Annotated in this window: 11 protein-coding genes; all 11 read left to right on the top strand. The window is 48.1% G+C overall.

Going from position 1 to position 21,004, the window contains the following annotated elements:
* The first annotated feature begins 68 nt into the window (after positions 1-68).
* The 11 genes from ACO6VG_RS11420 (at position 69) to ACO6VG_RS11370 (ending at position 20,893) form a co-directional block, all read left to right on the top strand.
* The gene (locus tag ACO6VG_RS11420) at positions 69-2,312 is read left to right on the top strand and encodes a hypothetical protein (RefSeq protein ID WP_422473940.1); all 2,244 of its coding nucleotides are present in this window, start codon (positions 69-71) and stop codon (positions 2,310-2,312) included.
* 177 nt (positions 2,313-2,489) lie between these two features.
* Positions 2,490-4,193: a hypothetical protein gene (locus ACO6VG_RS11415; RefSeq protein ID WP_422473938.1), complete on the top strand. Its 1,704-nt coding sequence runs from the start codon at positions 2,490-2,492 to the stop codon at positions 4,191-4,193.
* Positions 4,194-4,304: 111 nt separating this feature from the next.
* Complete coding sequence (locus ACO6VG_RS11410; RefSeq protein WP_422137029.1) at positions 4,305-6,671, top strand: hypothetical protein; 2,367 nt, start codon at positions 4,305-4,307, stop codon at positions 6,669-6,671.
* A 125-nt stretch (positions 6,672-6,796) separates the two neighbouring features.
* The gene (locus ACO6VG_RS11405) at positions 6,797-9,301 is read left to right on the top strand and encodes a hypothetical protein (protein ID WP_422473936.1); all 2,505 of its coding nucleotides are present in this window, start codon (positions 6,797-6,799) and stop codon (positions 9,299-9,301) included.
* Between the two features lie 250 nt (positions 9,302-9,551).
* Positions 9,552-9,719, top strand: coding sequence for a hypothetical protein (locus ACO6VG_RS11400; RefSeq protein WP_422452073.1), 168 nt, complete (start codon positions 9,552-9,554; stop codon positions 9,717-9,719).
* Between the two features lie 209 nt (positions 9,720-9,928).
* A complete protein-coding gene (locus ACO6VG_RS11395) occupies positions 9,929-11,584 on the top strand; it encodes a hypothetical protein (protein WP_422473934.1) in 1,656 nt (551 codons plus the stop codon).
* A gap of 164 nt (positions 11,585-11,748) precedes the next feature.
* Positions 11,749-13,563 (top strand): hypothetical protein, encoded by a 1,815-nt coding sequence (locus ACO6VG_RS11390; RefSeq protein WP_422473932.1) that lies wholly within the window; start codon positions 11,749-11,751, stop codon positions 13,561-13,563.
* A gap of 198 nt (positions 13,564-13,761) precedes the next feature.
* A complete protein-coding gene (locus tag ACO6VG_RS11385; protein WP_422473930.1) occupies positions 13,762-15,369 on the top strand; it encodes a hypothetical protein in 1,608 nt (535 codons plus the stop codon).
* Between the two features lie 241 nt (positions 15,370-15,610).
* Positions 15,611-17,674 carry a hypothetical protein gene (locus tag ACO6VG_RS11380; protein WP_422473928.1) on the top strand — a complete coding sequence of 688 codons (2,064 nt, stop codon included), beginning with the start codon at positions 15,611-15,613 and terminating at the stop codon, positions 17,672-17,674.
* A 41-nt stretch (positions 17,675-17,715) separates the two neighbouring features.
* Entirely contained in the window at positions 17,716-18,369 is a 654-nt protein-coding gene (locus ACO6VG_RS11375) for a hypothetical protein (RefSeq protein ID WP_422139990.1), read from the top strand.
* Between the two features lie 226 nt (positions 18,370-18,595).
* Complete coding sequence (locus ACO6VG_RS11370; protein WP_422473926.1) at positions 18,596-20,893, top strand: hypothetical protein; 2,298 nt, start codon at positions 18,596-18,598, stop codon at positions 20,891-20,893.
* The last annotated feature ends 111 nt before the right edge of the window (positions 20,894-21,004 follow it).

The raw sequence follows: 21,004 nt of genomic DNA, 5'->3' as shown, positions 1-21,004 counted from the left end.
TTCCTTTCTGTAGACCAGAATGCAAGGATGGAATTATTAAACACTCACTCTTTGCAATACCTATATTGATGACACTGTCGTTTTCTGTCGTTGGTCAGGCTGAATTTTGGAAAGGTCATTTTATTGTCGCGCTTGAACTGAATGCAAGTTGTCCAAATCTGAGTTTTTCCATCAAGCGCGACCAACCTGGATTACCGGGAAACCCGTCCGACATTGCTGACACAAACAACTATGCAGGATCTGACTCTCTAGCCGAAGACAAACGACAAAGAGAAGATGGCTATGGAGTTCAAATGTCCCTCAATGAGTTGATTTCCTGGCAGTGGCTTCATGCCACTAATCTGCTGATTGCTTACGAACTGACCCTGTCGACCAGAGACGTTCCTCTAAGCTCCCCCCCTTTTACACGGCTGCCTGTGGACGTGGTTGTCGCTATCGGCTGGCTTTTAAAAAGCTATTGGACCCCCAATTCACTGCTGTTAAACACAATTGAAAGACAATCGGCAGTTATATTGAAAAAGCGGTATCAACCATTTTCGATCACCACTGTGATGGCAGGCTGTGAACATGACCAACAAAAAGGACAACCATCAGAATCATCTGTTCAGCAAACCCCCGCCACTCACATCTGCCCTCCAGGCCATTTCACCAGCATACTGTTTTCCTCTTCTGAGGAAGGGAACGGAGACCCTCAGCAATACCAACATACGTTGGATTTAGACTGTTTCGTCTACCCCTGTAATGGCATTTGCAAATTTCGACCATCATCCGAAAGCGGAATGCTGGATTTCCTGAACAGTTGGACAGACGACACAGAATTGACATACGGACAAAGCTCATACCTACAATTGGCCAATAGACCTTCCTATGGTTGCCTCAGTCATTCTCAGACTGAAAGCACTGGACATCACCAGCAAAACTCACTTTTGGAAGCATTGAATAATCCCCCCGCCATTCAACTGCAATATACTTCTGGACAACTCATTCGGACACACGACACTGATGGCAACCGACCCTATAATCGCAGCTCTTTTGACGGGGTCGCCTTAGACGGGGTCGCCTTAGACGGGGTCGCCTTAGACGGGGTCGCCTTAGACGGGGTCGCCTTAGACGAGGTCGCCTTTGACGGGGTCGCCTTTGACGGGGTCGCCCTGGACGGGGCTGCCTTAGACGGGCTCGCCCCGGTCTCAATGGGTGTAAGGACAGCCACAGCCCTGGTCAAACAAGAAGCCTGCAACGAAATAGGGACCATGAATAATGATCAACATTGGCGCTACGGAATGGTCAGTGAGAGTTCTAAAGCCATGACAGAACACAAAAAAGCAGCCCACAGCGGACAACAAACCTGTGCTGTAACCACAGTTGGAAAGGATGGCCAGCAACAACCATGTGGGAGGCTTTTTAAGAATGTCCGGTCATTGTCAAGTCATAAAAGCAAATGCCACGGTGGGCAAAAAACCTGTGACATGACAGTGGTCGGGGAGGGTGGCCAGGAGAAGTCATGTGGGACAGTCTGCAGGAATCCTGAAGCCCTGCGGACTCACAAAAGAATTGCCCACACCGGACAACAAACCTGTATCGTGATCGTGGTCGGAGAGGATGGCCAGCCACGACCATGCGGAACGGTCTGCAAGAACAAAGAAAGCCTGATCTCTCACAAAAGCAAAATCCATAGTGGGCAACAAACCTGTGCCGCGACAGTGGTTGAGGAGGGTGGCCAGCGGCGTCCATGCGGGAAGATCTGCGAGAATGCAAAATCCCTCTACACTCACAGAAGCCTATGCCACAGCGGGCAACAGACCTGTGTCTTGACCGTCGTCGGGGAGGATCGTCAGGAGCGACAATGCGGGAAGGTCTGCAAAAATGCTATAGCTCTGTTGAATCACAAAAGAAGCAAACATGCCAGGCAACAAACCTGTGGTGTGATCCTGGTCAGCATGGATGGTCAGCGGAGGCCATGTGGGAAGGTCTGCAGGAATCCCGGAGCCCTGCAGAATCACAAAAGAATTGCCCACACCGGACAACAGACCTGTAACTTAACAGTCGTCGGGAGGGATGGCCAAACGGGGCAATGCGGGGGAGTTTTCAAGAATCTTCAATCCCTGAAATCTCACAAACTCCGGATCCATAGTGGGCAAAGAACCTGTGACGAACCCGTCGTCCGGGAGGACGGCCAGCAGCGGCCATGCGGTAAGGCCTGCAAGAATAATGCAGCTCTAATGTATCACAAAGGCATACATCGAAAACGCAAGCCTGTGAATGTGAACCAGACCGGTGACCTCAGTGCAACTGAAAGTAAGAAGAAAAAGTAACGACCATTAGACGACTTCAATGAGGTTTTACCCAGCGCAACCTCTGATTTATGGCAGAGGTTTTTTACAAGAAGTTTTTTGACAGAAAAGCACACTTATTTTTGATCTATCCTTCCTCTCTGTAGACCAGAATGCAAGGATAGAATTATTAAACACTCACTCTTTTCAGCAGCGTTGTTGTTGCTCCTGTCCTTCCCTTTCATCTCCCGGGCTGAGTCGTTAACAATACATTTTATTATCGAGCTTGAACAGAATACAGACTTTCCACCTGATAAGAAACCATACAGAGCCACCAGTTATGGCGTGAAAACGTTCCCTTTGAGCTCCAGGCCCTATTCATGGGTACCAATAGCAGCCTTTGTTGATGTCGGCCAGCTTTTAAAAAGCTATTGGAATCCGGACTCAGCCCTGCTTAACCCTATTGAACAAATGGAGGCGACCTCTATGCTGACACAGGGAGATTACTCGCTTGCGACTATCACTGCGATGTTTAGCTCCGGGCAAAACCCACCACAATACCAACAATCAAAATCATCTGGCCATCAAGCATCACAAGCTAACAAACAACCTGCAGGCTCTTTCATTAGCCCTCTGTATTTTGGTTCTGGCGGCGGTAAAGGAGGCCCGCAAAAGCACTCACATACTTTGGGCTTAAATTGTTTCATCTATCCCTGTTATGGCGTTTGTCGATTCCGATCATCATTCGATAGCAGAGCATCCGCCGGGTGGCCTCTGGGTTCAGTTGGAAGCTCGACAGACCACACAGGGGCGTTACCTGAACAAAGTTCATGCCCTCATTTGGCTAATGGATACTGCTTTAGTTGTATAGGTCATTTTGATTTTCTAAACGCTACAGACTTCCGACAAGGTTTGCCTTTCGAGAGCATGGAGTTTTTTTCTGACATTCAACTCCAATGTACATCTGTCCAACTATTTCAGGCGCATAGCATTGTTAGCAACCCAACCAGAAGCTGCAACTATAAAGAAGAGGTTGATTCAGGTGAGGTCAATATAGAGGAGGCCGACTCAGACGAAATCGACGTAGAAAAAGTTGACTCAGACGAAATCGACGTAGAAAAGGTTGACTCAGACGAAATCGACGTAGAAAAAGTTGACCCAGCCACAATAGGTCCCAGGTTAACCTGTAGAGTAGACCCTTCCAGGCAGCGAAGCTGTGAAGTGGTCCTGGTCAGGAAGGAGGGTCAGAAGCAACTATGTGGGGTGCTCTGCGTGAATGCGAAAGCCTTGCAGGAACACAAAAGAAGAGAGCACGGCGAACAAAAAATCTGTTACCTGACCAGAGTCGGAAAGGATGGTCAGCAGCAGAGATGTGGGATGGTCTGCAAGAATCCTAAAGCCCTGTCGGATCACAAAAGAAAAGACCACTCCGGGCAACAGGCCTGCGACAAGATCGTTGTCACAGAGGATGGCCAGAAGCGACTATGCGGGAAGATTTGCAAGAATATTCAGGCGCTTTCATGCCATAAAAGCAGATACCACACCGGTCGCAAAACTTGTAACCTGACCGTGGTCACAGAGGATGGCAAACAACGGCAATGTGGGTTGACAGTGGCGAATGCTCGCGCCCTGGCGGATCATAGAAGTAGACACCACACCAGGCAAAAAACCTGTGACTGGATAGTGATCGGAAAGAATCGACAGCAGCGACTATGCGGGAGAGTCTGCAGAAGTACCAGAGCCCTGTCGGATCACAAAAGAAAAAACCACAATGGGCAAAAAACCCGCGACGTAACAGTGGTGTGGAAGGATAATCAGCGGCGGCCATGCGCGATGGCCGACAAGACGACCCAGGTCCTTTACAGTCAAAAAAGAACACATCGAAAACGCAAACCAGTGCCTGACGATAACTCAGGTCTCTGACAGAAAAATTCACTTATTTTTTGATCTATCCTTCCTCTTTGTAAACCAAAAGGCAAGGATAGAATTGTTAAACACTTACTCTTTGCGACACCGCTGTTATTGCTGCTTTCGTTGTTTGCAGTCTGTCAGGCCGAACCCTGGACAGGACGGTTTACTGTCGAGCTTGAACAGGATACAGATTCTCCGGGCCAGAGCTTTTCTATAAAGCATAATCAACATACATCGTCAGGCAATCCATCCGATATTGCTCACAAAAACGGCTGCACAAGATCAGCTTCGCCGTCTGGTGAAAAACGACAAAGATCGGGCAGATACGAGATTAAATCGACCATCATTGAGTCAGTTTCGTGGCAATGGTTTTGTGCGGTTCATCTGTTGGTTGCTTACGAACTGCTCCTGACCACCAAAAACAACCCTCTAAACTCCAGCCCTTATTCGTGGGTACCTTCAGAAGTGGTTGTCGTTGTCGGTTGGCTTTTAAAAAACTATTGGAATCCCGATTCACCTTTATTTGACCCAATCGAACAACAGACGACATCCATGTTGACACAGGAGGATTATCTGTCTCAGATCCTCATTACCATGTATGGCTATGGACAAAATCCAACACAACATCAGCCATCAGAAGCATCCGGTAAACAAACCCCACAAACCACTAATCTCCCAAAAGACTCTCTCACTAACCCGCTTTATTCTGACACTGGCGGCGGTAACGGGGGCTCTGAACAACTCTCACATACTTTAAGTTTAAATTGTTTCGCTCACCCCTGTAACGGCGTTTGTCGATTCAGACCATCAACCGATGGCAAAAGGCCCGCTGAATGGACGCTGAATTACCAGGAAATCTCGTCAAACTGCACAGAAACGCACCCCGGACAAGGCTTATACCCTCATTTTGCCAATGGACATAACCCCTCCCAACGACAAGCGCATCAGCCTGATGATGCAACAACGCTCAAGCATTTACCTGTCAACACTGATGATTTGGTTATAATCAGCGGATTGCTCAATCTACGTAATCAAAGTTGTCCCGAAGAATCCGAAATCTCCTTCACGCTTAGCCATCTCACATCCCGTGCGGGGATTTCAAAAACAGAACAAACAGTCACTCACTCATCCCAATTGGATCAAAGCTCATCCCATATTTCCCGGACAAACAGAGTACAAGCCATAAACAATAACGAACAACCAGCCTGTGGCTTAACAATAGTTGGCGAGAATGGCCAGCCGCAGCCGTGCAGGACAATCTGCAAGAATGTTAATGCCTTGTCGGTTCATAAAAGCAAATACCATACCGGACAAAGAGCCTGCTACGTGATGGTGGTCGGGGAAAGTGGCCAGCAACAGCAATGCGGAAAGATCTGCAAGAATGCCAGTGCACTGGCAAATCACAAAAGAAGAGAACACACCGGAAAACAAATCTGTGGCGTAACGGTGGTCCTGGAAGATGGCCGGACACGACTATGCGGGACGGTGTGTAAGAATGCCGATACCCTGTCTACTCACAAAAGAAGACACAAAACCGGTCAACAAACCTGTAACGCGACCGTTGTCGGGAGGGATGGTCAGCAGCAGCCATGCGGAAAGGTTTTCAAGAATGCCTGCACGCTGGCGGATCACAAATACAAATATCACCGCGGCCAACAAACCTGTTCTATGTCCATGGTTGGAGAGGATGGTCTCTCGCGGCCGTGCGGGACGGTCTGTATGAATACTTATTCACTGATGAATCACAAAAGAAGATATCATACCGGACAACAAACCTGTGACCTGAACGTGATCGGCGAGAACGGCCAACAGAAGTGTGGGAAGGTCTTCATGAATGCCAAAGATCTGTCGACTCACAAAAGCGCCTGCGATACCAGACGACAAACCTGTATGCTGCCAGTAACCGAAGACGGTGCCCAGCCGCAGCCATGCGGAAAAGTCTGCAGCAATAAGAGTAAGCTGGCGGGTCACAAATACAAACACCACAGCGGGCAGCAAACCTGTTATATGACCGTGGTCGGAGAGGATGGCCTTCGACGATATTGCGGGACTGTCTGGAAGAATCCTAACTCCCTGATGAATCACAAAAGAAGACAACACACCTCAGAACAGACCTGTTACGTGACAGTGATCGGGAAGGATGGTCGGCAGCGGCGATGCGGGAAGGTCTGCAAGAATGCAAGCTCGCTGGCGGATCACAAATACAAATATCACAGCGGGTACCACACCTGTCATATGAACGTGGTCGGAGAGGATAGTCTCCCCCGGCAATGCGGAATGGCCTGGAAGAATGCCAATTCCCTGACTAACCACAAAAAAAGATACCACACCGGACAACAAATCTGTGACGCGACCCTGGTCGGTGAGAATGGCCAGATGTATTCATGCGGGAAGCTCTTGAATAATGCAAAAGCCCTTTCGGATCATAAAAGAATACATCGAAAACGCAAGCCTGTTGATGCAGACAGGGACAAAGACCTCAACCCTTGATCTGACAGCAGCCATTTCATGAGGAAGACAAAAAAACACGCTTATTTTCTTGATCTATCCTTCCTCTCTATATCCCGGAACGCAAGGATAGAATTATTAAACTCTCACTCTTTGCGGCACTGCTGTTGCTACCGTTGCTGTCTTTCGCCAGTCAGGCCAAAGCATGGACAGGGCGCTTTACTGTTGAGTTTGAACAGAATACGGGGTTTAAAAAACAAAAATTTTCTATAAAACCTGACCGGCCCACATTGTCGGCATTGCCGGGCAACCCGTCAGACGTCACTGACACACGCGGCTATGGAGGATCGTATACACGGCCTGATAAAAAACAACACAATTCGAGTGGTTACCGGGTAAAAACAACCATCGTTGCGTCAATTTCGTGGCACTGGCTTTACACCACGAATCTGCTGGTTGCTTACGAGCTGATCCTGACAACCAAAACTTCCCCACTGAGCTCCAGCAATTATTCTTGGGTACCTGTAGAGGTGGTTGTTGCTGTCGGCTGGCTTTTGAAAAGTTACTGGAACCTCGATTCAGCCCTGTTTAACCCGTTGGAACAACTCAGTCTGAGCGAACAACAAGAGACGACATCTTTGTTGAAACAGCAGGACCATCCGTTTGCGTCCATCATCACTGTCTACGGCTCTGGATATACCCCACCGCAATATCAGCCTCCAGAGTCATCCGGCCAGCAACCCCCACAAACCACTCCTCTGCCTATAGGCTCTCTCACTAATCCGCTATATTCTGGCACTGGCGACGGTAACGGGAATCCTGAACAAATCCTGCATACTTTAGGTTTAAATTGTTTCGTCTACCCCTGTCATGGCATTTGTCAATTCCGATCATCACCCGAAAACAGAGGGGCCAATAAGTGGCCACTCAATGATGATGCGCCAATGTCAGGACATTTGCCTATCTCCTCTGATGACTGGGCTATGGTTAGAGGGTTACTCAATCTACGTGGTCATAGTCTTCCTGAAGAAACCGGTATTTCCTGTATACCTATCCCTTCAACAGAGACTTCGGTAGCACAACCAACAAGACAATCATTCCAATCGGGGCAAAGTCCACCTCATCTTTCCCAGACAGGCAAATTACAAGCTTCGGAAACGCTTGAATTAGCTGGAACTTCACCTTCGGGTTGTTTTCCTTTTAAAGGAGATACCCACTGCCGACGAGCCCTGACGAATCACAAAAGTAAACGGCAGGCGGGGGAAAAAACCTGTGACGTGACCATGGGGGATGACCAGCAGCGGCCATGCGGGACAGCCTGCAAGAATGCTCTATACCTCCAGAAGCACAGAAGAAAGGACCACACCGGACTTCAAACCTGTAGCATGGCCATAGTCGGGAAGAATGGCCAGCGGCAACCATGCGCAAAGATCTTCAAGAACGCTCAAGCCCTGTCGGTTCACAAAAGCAAATACCACTCCGGGCAAAAAACCTGTGACGTGGCAGTGCCCGGGGAGGATGGCCAGCAGCAGACATGCGGAAAGATCTGCAGGAATGCTCAAGCGCTGTCGGATCACAAAAGCAGAACCCACACAGGACAAAAAGTCTGTGATTTGACCCTGTTTTTGGGGAATGGTCTTAAGCGGCCGTGCGGAAAAGTCTGCAAGAATACGCTAAGTCTCCTGGAGCACAAAAGAAGCGCCCACGCCAGACAACAAAAACAAACCTGCAGAGTGCTCATCGTCGGGAAGGATGGTCAGCAGCAGCCATGCGGGGCAGTCTGCAAGAATGCCAGACACCTCTTTGAACACAGAAGAAGCGCCCACACCGGACCACAAACCTGTAGCATTACCGTAGTCGGGAATGACGACCAGCAGCGACCATGCGGAAGAGTTTACAAAAATGCCAAAGCCCTGTCCGATCACAAAAGCAGAGTTCACAGCGGGCGAAAAACCTGCAACGTGACCATAGTCGGGGAGGATGGTCATCAGCAACCATGCGGGAGAGTCTGCAAGAGTGCTGTATGCCTCATGGAACACAGAAGAAGTGCCCACACCGGACTGCAAACCTGTAGCATGATCATAGTCGAGGAGGATGGCCAGCAGCGACCATGCGGAACTATTTGCAAAAGTGCCAAAGCCCTGTCGGATCACAAAAACAGAATCCATAGTGGACAACGAACCTGTGACCTGATCATAGTCGGTAATGATGGCCAGCAGCGACCGTGCGGAAGTGTTTGCAATAGTGTCAAAGCCCTGTCGGATCACAAAAGCAAAATCCATAGTGGACAACAAATCTGTGACGTGATCATAGTCGGTAATGATGGCCAACTGCGACCATGCGGGAGTGTCTGCAAAGGTGTCAAAGTGCTGTCGAATCACAAAAACAGAGTCCATACCGGACAACAAACCTGTGACGTGATTGCGGTCGGGAAGAATGGCCAGCAGCAGCCATGCGGAAAATTGTACAAGAATCTTGGCAGCCTGCAGGATCACAAAAGAAGAGAGCACGGCGGGCAAAGAACCTGTAACCAAAAAGTGGTCGGGGAAGACGGTCAGCAGCGGCTATGTGGAACGGTTTGTCAGAATTTTCAAACCCTGTCAAAACATAAAAGAATACATCGAAAACGCAAGCCTTTTGATGCAGGCCTCAACAATGACCCCAGCCCTTGATCTGATGCCTGCCCTTTCATAAGAAAGACATAAAAAGAGACTTATTTACTTGATCTATTCTTCGTATGCCAGAAAACAAGGATAGAACCATTAAACGCTCACTCTTTGTGGCAGCACCGTTGTTACTACTTTTGTTCTCTGTCGTCTATCATGCAGAACGATGGACGAGGCATTTTACTGTCGAGTTTGAACAGAGTCATGGTTTTCAAAAACAAAACTTTTCTCCGGACAACAGACCTGTGACATAAGCGTGGTCGGGGGAGATGGTCAGCAGCGACTCAACGCCAATGTGCTTATTGCCAACACTTTCAGCCTCGGACTTATCAACCTGATGATGCACAAAACTCCAAAACACAAACCTGCTGATATTGACCAGAATAATGACCTCAGTCATCAAGAAGGTAAAATGAATAAGTAAAGATCTGACTCCAGTCCATTCATAATGATTTTGCCCTTCACGGCCTTTAATTTCTGACAGAAAGTTTTGATAGCAAAACACGATTATTTTCTTGATCTATCCTTCCTCTCTTTAAACCAGAAAACAAGGATAGAATTATTAAACACTCACTCTTTGTTGTACTGCTCTTACAGCTACTTTTGTCATCTGTCGTCTGTCAGGAGGAATTATTGACAAGAAATTTCATAATTGAGCTTGAACAAAATGCCGACTCTCCAAAAGAGAACTTCACTATAAAGCCTGACCTGAATACATCGCCGGGTTGCCATTCAGACATTGCTGAAACAAACGGCTATGAGAGATCAGACACGCAGCCTGATAACAAACTAGACATAACCTGCGGTTACTACGTTAAAACGAACCTCATTAAGTCAATTTCACGGCAATGGCTTTATATCACGACTCTACTGATTGCCTACGAACTGAGCCTTACCACCAAAGACATTCCCCTGAACTCCAACCCTTATTCATGGCTACCTGCAGAAGTGGCTGCGGCTGTCGGCTGCCTTTTAAAAAGCTATTGGAACCAGGATTCATTTCTGTTTAACCCGATTGATCAACAGTCGACTTCTATTTTAACGCATGAGAATCGCCCGTTTACGACCGTCACAACAATGTTTGGCTCAGGGTGCAACCCACCACAACAGCCGCCGCCAGAATCATCCGACCAGCAAGCGCCAGAAGCCACCACTCAGACTATCGGCTATTTCACCCGCCTCCTTTTTTCTGATTCAGACGACGGTGGCGAGGACCCTGAACAACACTCACACACTTTAGCTTTAAATTGTTTTGTTGATCCCTGTCATGGTGTTTGCCAATTCAGAGCAGTTAGCGGAACGGCAGCTGAATGGCCACTTGATGATGCGCAGACGCCCTGGAATGAGTCTGCCTTCTCAGATGATTTCAGCATAATCAATGGGTTAATCAATTTAAGTAACACTGAGCCTCTCGAGGAAACCGGAACTTCTTTCACGCCTGCCCTTTCAACACCGCCAATAGAGACTTCAGAAACACAACAAACAACAGGGTCATCACGATTAGGTCAAAGCCTGAGTCCTCTTGTCCATATACGCCCAAAGCAAGCCACAGTCCACAGCAGGCAACGAGTTTGTAACCTGGCCCTGGTCGGGAAAGATGGCCAGCAGCGGCCATGTGGGAAGGTCTTCAAGAACAGAGATTCACTGTGGTCTCACAAAAGCGGCGTCCACACCGCACAAAAAATCTGTGAAGTCAGAATGATCAGGGAGAATGGTCAGTGGCGGCCATGCGGGAAAATCTGCAGGAATGCTAAAGCCCTGATTAATCACAAACACAATCACCACAACGAGCGGCAAACCTCTGACGTAACCGTGGTCAGGGAGGATGGTCTCCCGCAGCCATGCGGAATACTCTGTAAGAATGCTAGCGCCTTGACCGATCACAAAAAAAGACATCATACCGGGCAAAGAGTCTGTAACCTGACCTTAGTCGCAAAGGATGGTCAGCGGCGACCATGTGGGGCGTTCTGCAAAAGTGCTCAAGCCCTGTCGGATCATAAAAGAAGACACCACACCGGGCCAAAAACCTGTGACATAAACATAACTGGTGAAAATGGCCAGCAGCGGCCATGCGGGAAGGTTTGCAAGAATGTTAAAGCCCTGTCATCTCACAAATTCAGAGAGCATAACAGTCGACAAACCTGCGACGTTCCAGTAGTTGGTAAGGATGGTCTGAAACGATCATGCGGAACGGTCTGTCAGAATGCTCAAACCCTTGCGGAGCATAAAAGAGTACATCAAAAACGCAAACCTGTTGATGCAGGCCGGGACAATGACTGCCCCCCTTGATCTGACACCTGTCCTTTCATAAGAAAGACACAAAAACACGCTTATTTTCTTGATCTATCCTTGCTCTCTGTATACCAGAAAGCAAGGATAGAATTATTAAACACTCACTCTTTGCGGCACTGCTGCTGCCGATAATTTCGTTATCCGTCTTCTGTCAGGCCGAAGTGTTGACAAGAAGTTTAATAGTCGAGCTTGAACAGAATGCAGGTTCTCCAAAACATTCCTTCTCAATAGATCGTGACCCGGATACATTTTCAGGCGATACATTGTCAGGCCATCCATCAGACATTACTGACACAAACGGCAACTCAGGACCATGCTCACAGTCTGATAACAAACCACACAGGTCCGGTTATTACGAGGCAAAAACAACCATCATCAAGTCTGTCTCATGGCAATTGCTTTACGCCGCGAACCTGCTGCTTGCTTACGAACTGATCCTGACCAACAGAAAAGCTAACCCAGACTTAAATTCTGATTCATGGCTGCCTGTAGAAGTATTGTTTGCTGCCGACTCGCTTTTAAGAAGCTATTGGAACCAGGATTCACTGCTGTTTAATCCGATTGAACAACAGGCAAAGTCTATGTTGACACATGGAAACCACCCGTTTGTGACCATCACGACAATGCTTGACTCTGGACATAACTCACCAGAATACCCACCGCCAGACTCTTCCGCCCAGCATGCTCCGCAAGCTACCACCCAGACTGTAGTTTATTTCACTTATCTCTTGCATTCTGACTCTGGTGACGGTGACGAAGCGCCTGAACAACACTCACACACTTTAGGTTTAAATTGTTTCGTCGATCCCTGTCAGGGCGTTTGTCGATTCCGTGTATCATCCGATAACAGAGAGCCGACTCAATCGTTACCTGGTCATGTGCGAATGCCAGGGAATGCGTCTGTCACTTCTGATGATTTGGTTATAATCAGCGGGTTACTCAATCTGCGTAATCGTAGTCCTCTCGGAGAAACCGGAATTCCCTTTACACTTAGCCATTTCACCCCCCCAATCAGGACTTCAGAAATACTACCAACAGCAACGGCATCAACCCAATTGGATCAAAGCCCACCTTATCTTTCCAGGACAGGCACAAACCGGGCAACAGTCCACAGCGGGCAACAATCCTGTAAGGTGACCCTGATCGGGGAAGATGGCCAACATCGACCATGTGGGAAGACCTGCAAGAATGCTCACGCCCTGTCGGTTCACAAAAGCAGATACCACACCGGGCAAAAAACCTGTACCGTGATAGTGATCAAAGAGGATGGTCAGGAGCAGCTATGCGGGACAGTCTGTAAGCATGGAAAAGCCTTGTCAGAGCACAAAAAACGAGATCACACCGGCCAACAAATCTGTGATGCAACTGTGATGTGGAAAGATGGCCAGCTGCAGCCATGCGGGGCTGTCTGCAAGAATGCGAAAAGCCTGTCGAATCACATAAGAAGGTACCACACCAGACAACAAACCTGTGACATAACAGTGGTCGGAGTAAATGGCCTGCAGCGGCCATGCGGAAGGTTCTGCAAAAATGCACAAGCTCTGTCGGTTCACAAAAGCAGAGTCCACACCGGGCAACGAACCTGCGCCCAGACAGTCATCGAAAAGGATGGCCAGCAGCGGTTATGCGGGGCTCTCTGCAAGAACGCTCAGGCCCTGTCGGATCACAGAAGCAGATACCATAGCAGACAGCGAGCCTGTGACGTAACCCTGATCGGTGACGACGGTCAACAGCAGCCATGCGGGAAGGTTTGCAAGAATACAAAAGCCCTGTCATCTCACAAAAACAGAGAGCACAGCGGGCAAAAAACCTGCAACGTATCCGTGCTAGCGGAGGATGGCCAGCCAAAGCCATGCGGGAAGGTCTGCAAAAATTCTCCAGACCTGTCGAATCACAAAAGAATACATCGAAAACGCAAACCTGATGATGTGAACCAGAAAGATGACCTCAGCCTTCAGTCAGATAAACTGAAATAAGTAGCTACGCTTATCTGAGCTTTCAAGAAGTTTTGCCCAGTGCAGCCTTTGATTTTTAACAGAAAAACACACTTATTTTCCTGTTCTATCCTTCCTCTCTGAATACCAGTATGCAAGGATAGAATTATTAAACACTTAATCTATGCTACATCGCTTTTGCTGCTACCGTCATTGTCTGTCACCTGTCGGGCTGAACCTTTGACCAGTCATTTTGTTGTTGAGCTTGCACAGGATGCTGGTTCTCCAAAACAGAACTTTGCTATAAAGCCCGGGTGGCATACATTTTCGGAAGACCCGTCAAACATTACCGACACAGACGGCTATACAGAGCCTGACCTGCCACCCTATGACAAACGACACAGACTTATTACATACGGAGTAAAGACGACCGATACTGAGTCGATTTCGTGGCAATGGCTTTACGCCACAAACCTGATGATTGCTTACGAACTGATCCTGAATACCAGAGACCCTTCCCTGTACTTCCCCCTTTATTCATGGCTATCTGTGGAAATGACTATCGCTGCTGGTTGGTTTTTAAAAAGCTATTGGAACCTCAAATCGCCTCTGTTTAACCCGAACGGACAGATTACGGCATCTATTTTGACACAGGGCGATCACCCATTTGCGATCACCACTATGACGCCTGGCGCTGGACATTACCAACAGCAAGGCCAACCAACAGAAACATCCGACCAGCAAGCCCCAAAAACCACCGCCTATTTTACAAGCTCTTTCATTCAGTCTCTGTATTTTGGCTCTGCCGATGGTTACCGTGATCCTCGACAACACTCACATACTTTGGGTTTAAATTGTTTCATCCATCCCTGTCATGGCGTTTGTAGATTACGACCATCACCCGATAATACACATTCAATGATTGCAGAGGCAGCAATTACTAATCCTTCTGGGCCAATCAGTGATGATGCACCAACGCTCCAGGGTTCGACTGTCACCGCTGATGATTGGGTTATAATCAAAGGGTTACTCAGTCTGGGTGGTCACAGTCTTCCAGAACAAGCCGGTATTTCCTTTACGCCTTTCCATTCCAACCCCTCAATGGGAACGTCAGAAACACAAGAAACAAAAACAGAACCATCCCGACCGGCCTCAGGCACAACTCATCTTTCCCGGATAACCTCAATAAAAGCGACAGACCAGAGTGTGCAACCAACCTGTGAAATGACCCTTGTCGGGGAAGATGACCTGGAAAGGCGATGCGGAAAGGTTTGCAACAGTGCCAGAACCCTGTGGGATCACAGAAGAAAAAACCACACAGGGCCACAAACCTGTGAGGTAAGCGTAGTCGAGGGTCATGGCCAGCTGCGACCATGCGGGAAAGTTTGCAGGAGTGCCAAAGCCCTGTCGGCTCACAAAAGCAGAAACCATACCGAGCAAAAAGCCTGTGATGTGTTAGTGTTCAGGAAGAATGGTCGGCTACAGCCATGCGGAAGGGTCTGCAGAAATGCTGGTGCCCTGTCGGATCACAAAAGCGGACACCACTCCGGGCAAAGAACCTGTGACGTGCAAGTAGTCGGGGAGGATGGACTGTCGCAGCCGTGCAGTAGGATCTGCAAGAGTACTAAAATCCTGTCGGATCACAAAAGAAGATACCACTCCGGGCAACAAGCCTGTGACCTGAAAGTGGTCGGGGAGAATGGTCAACTAAGGGCATGCGGAAAGGTCTGCAATAGTTCACATGCCTTGACGGAACACAAAAGGAGACATCGAAGGCGAAAGCATGTTGATGCGGATCAGGACAATAACTTCACTCATGATCTGACACCCAGCCTTCCACAAAATTAATCAGGAGCAATCTTTAGCTTTAAATATTGGTTCTTTTTCAAAAGATTTTAGACAGAAAAACACGCTTATTCGTGCGAGACGCTCTGCAAGACTGCTATCTGTCGAATCACACAAGAATACATCAAAAGCGAAAACCTGTTGATGTCGACCTTGACGGCGACCTCATCCACTAATCGGTCGGCCACACCGTTGCATGACCTGATCTATCCTTGTCTTTCTGTAGACCGAATACAAGGATAGAATGATTAAACTCTCACTCTTCGCGGCACTGCTATTAATGCTAGTGTCGTTGTCTGTTATCGGTCAGACCGAATCGACAAGTCGTTTTATTGTTGAGCTTGAACAGAATGCAGACGCTCCAATAAAGAACTTTACTATAAATATCCACCGTCGTGCATCACCGTGCAACCCGTCAAATATTGCCGACACAAAAGGCTATTCAGGATCAGATCTGCCACCTGAAAAAAAATGCCGCAAGCCTGACGCTATTCGAGTAAAAAAAAACATCACTGAGATGATTTCATGGCAACTGATTTACGCCACAAATCTGCTGGTTGCTTACGAACTTATCCTGACCACCAAAGGCCCACCTCTGAATTCCAACCCTTACGCATGGCTACCGTTAGAAGTGGTTGTCAGTTGGCTTTTGAAAAGCTACTGGAATCCCGATTCATGGCTGTTTAACCCGATTGAACAACAGGCGAGTCAGGGACTCCCGTTTGCGTCCATCACTATAATGTCTGGTTCTGGACAAAACCAGGAACAATATTCGCCATCAAAATCCTCTTGCCAGCAAGCTCCGCCGACAACCACTCCCCATACAGCCTCTTTCGCGCCCTCGCTCAATACAGACTATGCCGACGGCAACGGAGATCCTCAGCAACCCTCACACAGTTTGGATTTAAATTGTTACGTTTATCCCTGTAATGGCGTTTGTCGATTCCGATCATCATCCGATAGCACCGAGCCCCCTCTGTGGACAATGGATTGCGAAGAAAACTCATGCCCCCACTTGGCCAATGGGCACTGCCTGAGCTGTATAGGTCATCTGGATCCTCTACACATTACAGACTTCCAGAAAAGCTCACCTTTCAAAACACCGAATGATCTTTCAAAGACTGAACCCTCATACAATTACGACCCACAACCCGTTGGCATTGATAGCAACTCTGACGGGGTCGCCATAGACGGGGGCGCCTGTACATCTAACGCCATCGTGCAAGTCAACTATGACGCACCAATACCGGAAGAACGGACTACCACCGATAATAATTCTGCGCTTCACGGCTCACTCGATATGCAGAGCCATCCCGGAGAAGATAAGATTATATTTACACTTGCCCATTCAGAAACACAAACAACAACCACTGAATCATTCAAATGGGATCAGTACCAACCTCATCACATACAGACAGCGGCAATACAACCTGAATACTGCAACAGGCAAAAAACCTGTGATGCGATTGTGGTCGGGAAGGATCACAAAGAGCGGCCATGCGGAATTATCTGCAAGGATACTCAAGCCCTGCGAAATCACAAAAGAAAAAAACACAGCGGACAACAAACCTGTGACCTGATCGTGGTCGGAGAGGATGGCCAACCGCGGCCATGCGGAAGGCTCTTCCAGAATATTCAATCCCTGGCAACACACAAAAGCGGCCAGCACTCAGGACAAAAAACCTGTAAAGTGATCGTGGTTGGGGAGGATGGCCTGCAGCGACCATGCGGAGCGGTCTGGAAGAATGCTAATTCCCTGACGAATCACAAAACCAGAGTCCACAGCGGGCAACGAGTCTGTACCGTAAACGTAATTGGGGAGGATGGCCAGCTGCGTCCATGTGGAGCAGTCTGCAAGAGCACTAAAGCCCGCTCGGATCACAAAAGAACCGTCCACAGCAGTCAACAAACCTGTAACATGACCGTTTTAGGGCAGGATGGCCAGGAGCGGCCATGTGGGATGGTCACGATGAATCTACAAGCCCTGACGACTCATAGAAGTTACTACCACACCGCGAAAAAAATCTGTGACGTGATCCTGATCGGGAAGGATGACCAGCCGCAGCCATGCGGGATGATCTGCACAAATTCTCGAGCCCTGTGGAGTCACAAAAGAAGATACCACACCAGGCAACAAACCTGCGATGTGAACGTGACCGGGGAAGATGGCCTGGCGCGATCATGCGGGATGATCTGCGAAAACCCTCAAGCCCTGTTGATTCACAAAAAAAAACATCGAAAACGCAAGCCTGTTAATGTGGAACAGGACGATGACTCAGCCCACAAAAAAAGAAAACCGTACAACTAATGATCCGGTCTGATATTCTTCCATTCATAAGGTTTTGCCCGGTGCAAGCTTTGGTTTTTAGCAGAAGATTTTTAACAGCCTGTGACGCAATAATAATCAAAGAAGGTAGCCAAGAGCGGGTATGCGGGAATATCTTCAAAAATGCCAGATCCCTGTCAAATCACAAAAGAAAAATCCATGATGGACAACAAATATGTGGCGTGACTGTGGTCGGGGAGAATGGCCAGCAGAGGCCATGCGGGAGAATTAGCAAAAATTCTAACGCTCTGTCAAATCACAAAAGAAGAGCCCATACCAGACAAGGAACCTGCGACGTCAAAGTGATCGAAAAAAATGGCAAACTGCGGTTATGCGGGAAGATTTGCATAAATGCTCAATATCTCTCGATTCACAAAAGCAAAGCCCACAGCGGCCAAAGAACCTGTGACGCGACTCTGATCGGAGAGGATGGCCAACTGCAACCATGCGGGGTGATATGCAAGAATGCCGGAGCTCTGTCATCTCACAAAAGTGGGCATCACAGCGGAAAAAAAACCTGTGACGCGACAGTGGTCGGGAAAGATGGCCAACAAAGGCCATGCGGGAAGATCTGTAAGAACGCTTATGCCTTCTCCAGGCACAAAGGAAGACATCAAAAGCGCAAGCCCGTCAATGTGGACGAGAGTGATGATCTCAGCCTTCAAAAAATAAAGTGAATAAGTAATGATACTTTCATATATCCGTCCTTTCATGAGGTTTTTGCCAGTGTAACCTTTGGCTTTTAGCACAGAAACACGCTTTCTTTATTGATTTAACCTTCCTCTCTGTAAACCAGAATGCAAGGATAGAATTATTAAACGATCACTCTCTGAGGCACCGCTGTTACTTCTACTATTGATATCTGTCGTCTGTCTGGCAGAACCGTGGACAGAAGGTTTTACTGTGGAGTTTGAAAAGAATGCAGGCTACCCAAGCCATAGCTTTTCTATAAAGCACGAACCGAATACATTACCGGGCACCGCATCAGATATTGTCGACACAGACGGCTACGCAGGATCAGATGAAAAACGACATAGACATTACGGTTACAGAGTCAGAACCACTGCCATTGAGTCGATTTCGTGGCAATGGCTTTATGCGACCAATTTAATGGCTGCTTACGAACTGATCCTTATCACCAAAGGCAATCTTTTGATCTCGAATCCTGATTTATGGCTATCGGTGGAAGTGGTCGCTATCGACTGGCTTCTAAAAAAGTATTGGAACCCCGATTCCTCAGCGTTAAACCCGATTGAACAACAGGTAACACCTATGTTGACACAGGGGGATCTGCCTTTTGCGACCATCACAACAATGTTTGGCTCTGGCAACAATCAAAAACTGCACCCGCCAACAAAATCATCCGGCCGTCGAGCCCATGCAGCAATCACCCAATTTACAAGCTCTTTCTGCAACCCACTGTATTCTCGCTCTGGCGACGGTAACGAAGGCCCTCATCACCACTCACACACTTTGAGTTTAAATTGTTTCGTCCATCCTTGTCATGGCATTTGTAGATTCCGACCCTCACCCGATAACACAGAGCCACCTGAATGGCTGCTGAATACCTTGGAATGTTCAATGGGTCACAAACAGGCAACACCCACGCAAAGCTCATGCCCTCATTTGGCTGATGGACACTGTTTCAGTTGCATAGATCATCTTGATTCTGGTCAACTATTTGAGCTAAAGGTGCATGACAGTTATCGCCATCCAGCTAATAGCAGCAACCCTGCAGACGGGGTCGCCTCAGGCCAAATGAGTCCATGGGCAACTCATACAGCTGACGCTACCGGACCACCCAATCATGATGGATCAATAACCAGGAATAGCTATCTTCCTTTCGCAAGAACGATACATCGTCAAAAATCCCTCTCAGATCATCAACGAATCTGTGGCGTCAAATTGGTCTCAGAGGATGGCTTGCAGCGACCATGCGGGACAGTCTGCAAGAATGCTCAAGCCCTGACGGATCACAAAAGAAGAGACCATAGCGGGCAACAATCCTGTGGTCTGCCAGTAGTCGGGATGGATGGCCTGCAGCGGACATGCGGGAAAATCTGCAAAAATATTCAGGCTCTGATGTCTCACAAAAGAGCTGCCCACACAGGACCACAAATCTGTAACTTACCCGTGACAGAGAAGGATGGTCAGCCACGGCCATGCGGAAAGCTCTGCAAGAATTCTGAAGCCTTGTCGGATCACAAAAGCAGATACCACTCCAGGCAACAAACCTGTTATGTAACCATGACCGGGGAGGATGGTCAGCAACGATTATGCGGAAAAGTCTGCAAGAATGCTCGGGTCCTGTCTTCTCACAAAAGCAGATACCACTCCGGGCAACAAACCTGCGGATTGACACTGGTCGGGGAAGATGGCCAGCAGCGTTCATGTGGCGCAGTCTGCAAGAATGCTCAAGCCCTGTCGCAACACAAAAGAAGAGAACATATCGGGGAACAAACCTGCACTCTGTCAATAATCGGGAAAGACGGACTGCAGCGACCATGCGGGAAAATCTGCAAGAGTCCTCTGAGCCTGGCGTCTCACAGAAGAATCTTCCACACCGGTCAAAAAACCTGTGACGTAAACGTGATCGGAGGAGATGGCCTGCCAGGACCATGCGGGAAAATCTGCAAGAATGCTCAAGCCCTGTCGGATCACAAAAACAGAGCCCACACTAAACAAAAAATCTGTGAAGTAACAATGATTGGGGAGGATGGCCAGCAACGACCATGCTTAAGGGTCTGCATGAATTCTAAAGCCCTGTCTTACCACAAAAGCAGATGCCACTCCGAGCAAAAAATCTGTTACTTAAAAATGACCGGAGAAGATGGCCAACAACAACCATGCGGAAAGATCTGCAAGAATTCCCGAGTCCTGTCAGATCACAAAAACAGATACCACACCGGGCAGCAAACCTGTAAACAGATAGTGGTCAAAGAGGATGGCCAGCAGCAACCATGCGGAAAGATCTGCGATAATATACGGGCTTTATCGACTCACAGAAGAATTGCTCACACGGGTCAAAAAAAATGTGACGTAATCGTGGTCGGTAAGGATGGTCAGCCACAGCCATGCGGAAAGATCTGCCGGAATGCCCAGGCTCTCACGGCTCATAAAAGAAGACATCGAAAAAGCAAGCATATTGATTCAGAGCAGAACGATGGCCCCGGTCTTCAAAAAAGCAAAGTGAATAAGTAATGATATGTTCTGATATCCGTCCTCTGTTAAAAGAATAACACGCTTATTTTATTGATCTATCCCGCTCTCTTTAAACCTGACTGTAAGGACAGAATCATTAGACGCTCACTC

Origin of the sequence: Endozoicomonas sp. ALB032 (genome assembly GCF_049310125.1) — a bacterium.
In the GTDB taxonomy this organism is placed as follows: Bacteria; Pseudomonadota; Gammaproteobacteria; order Pseudomonadales; family Endozoicomonadaceae; genus Endozoicomonas_A.
Note: the sequence above shows the minus strand (reverse complement) of the source record. Positions and strands in the feature narration are given on the sequence as shown.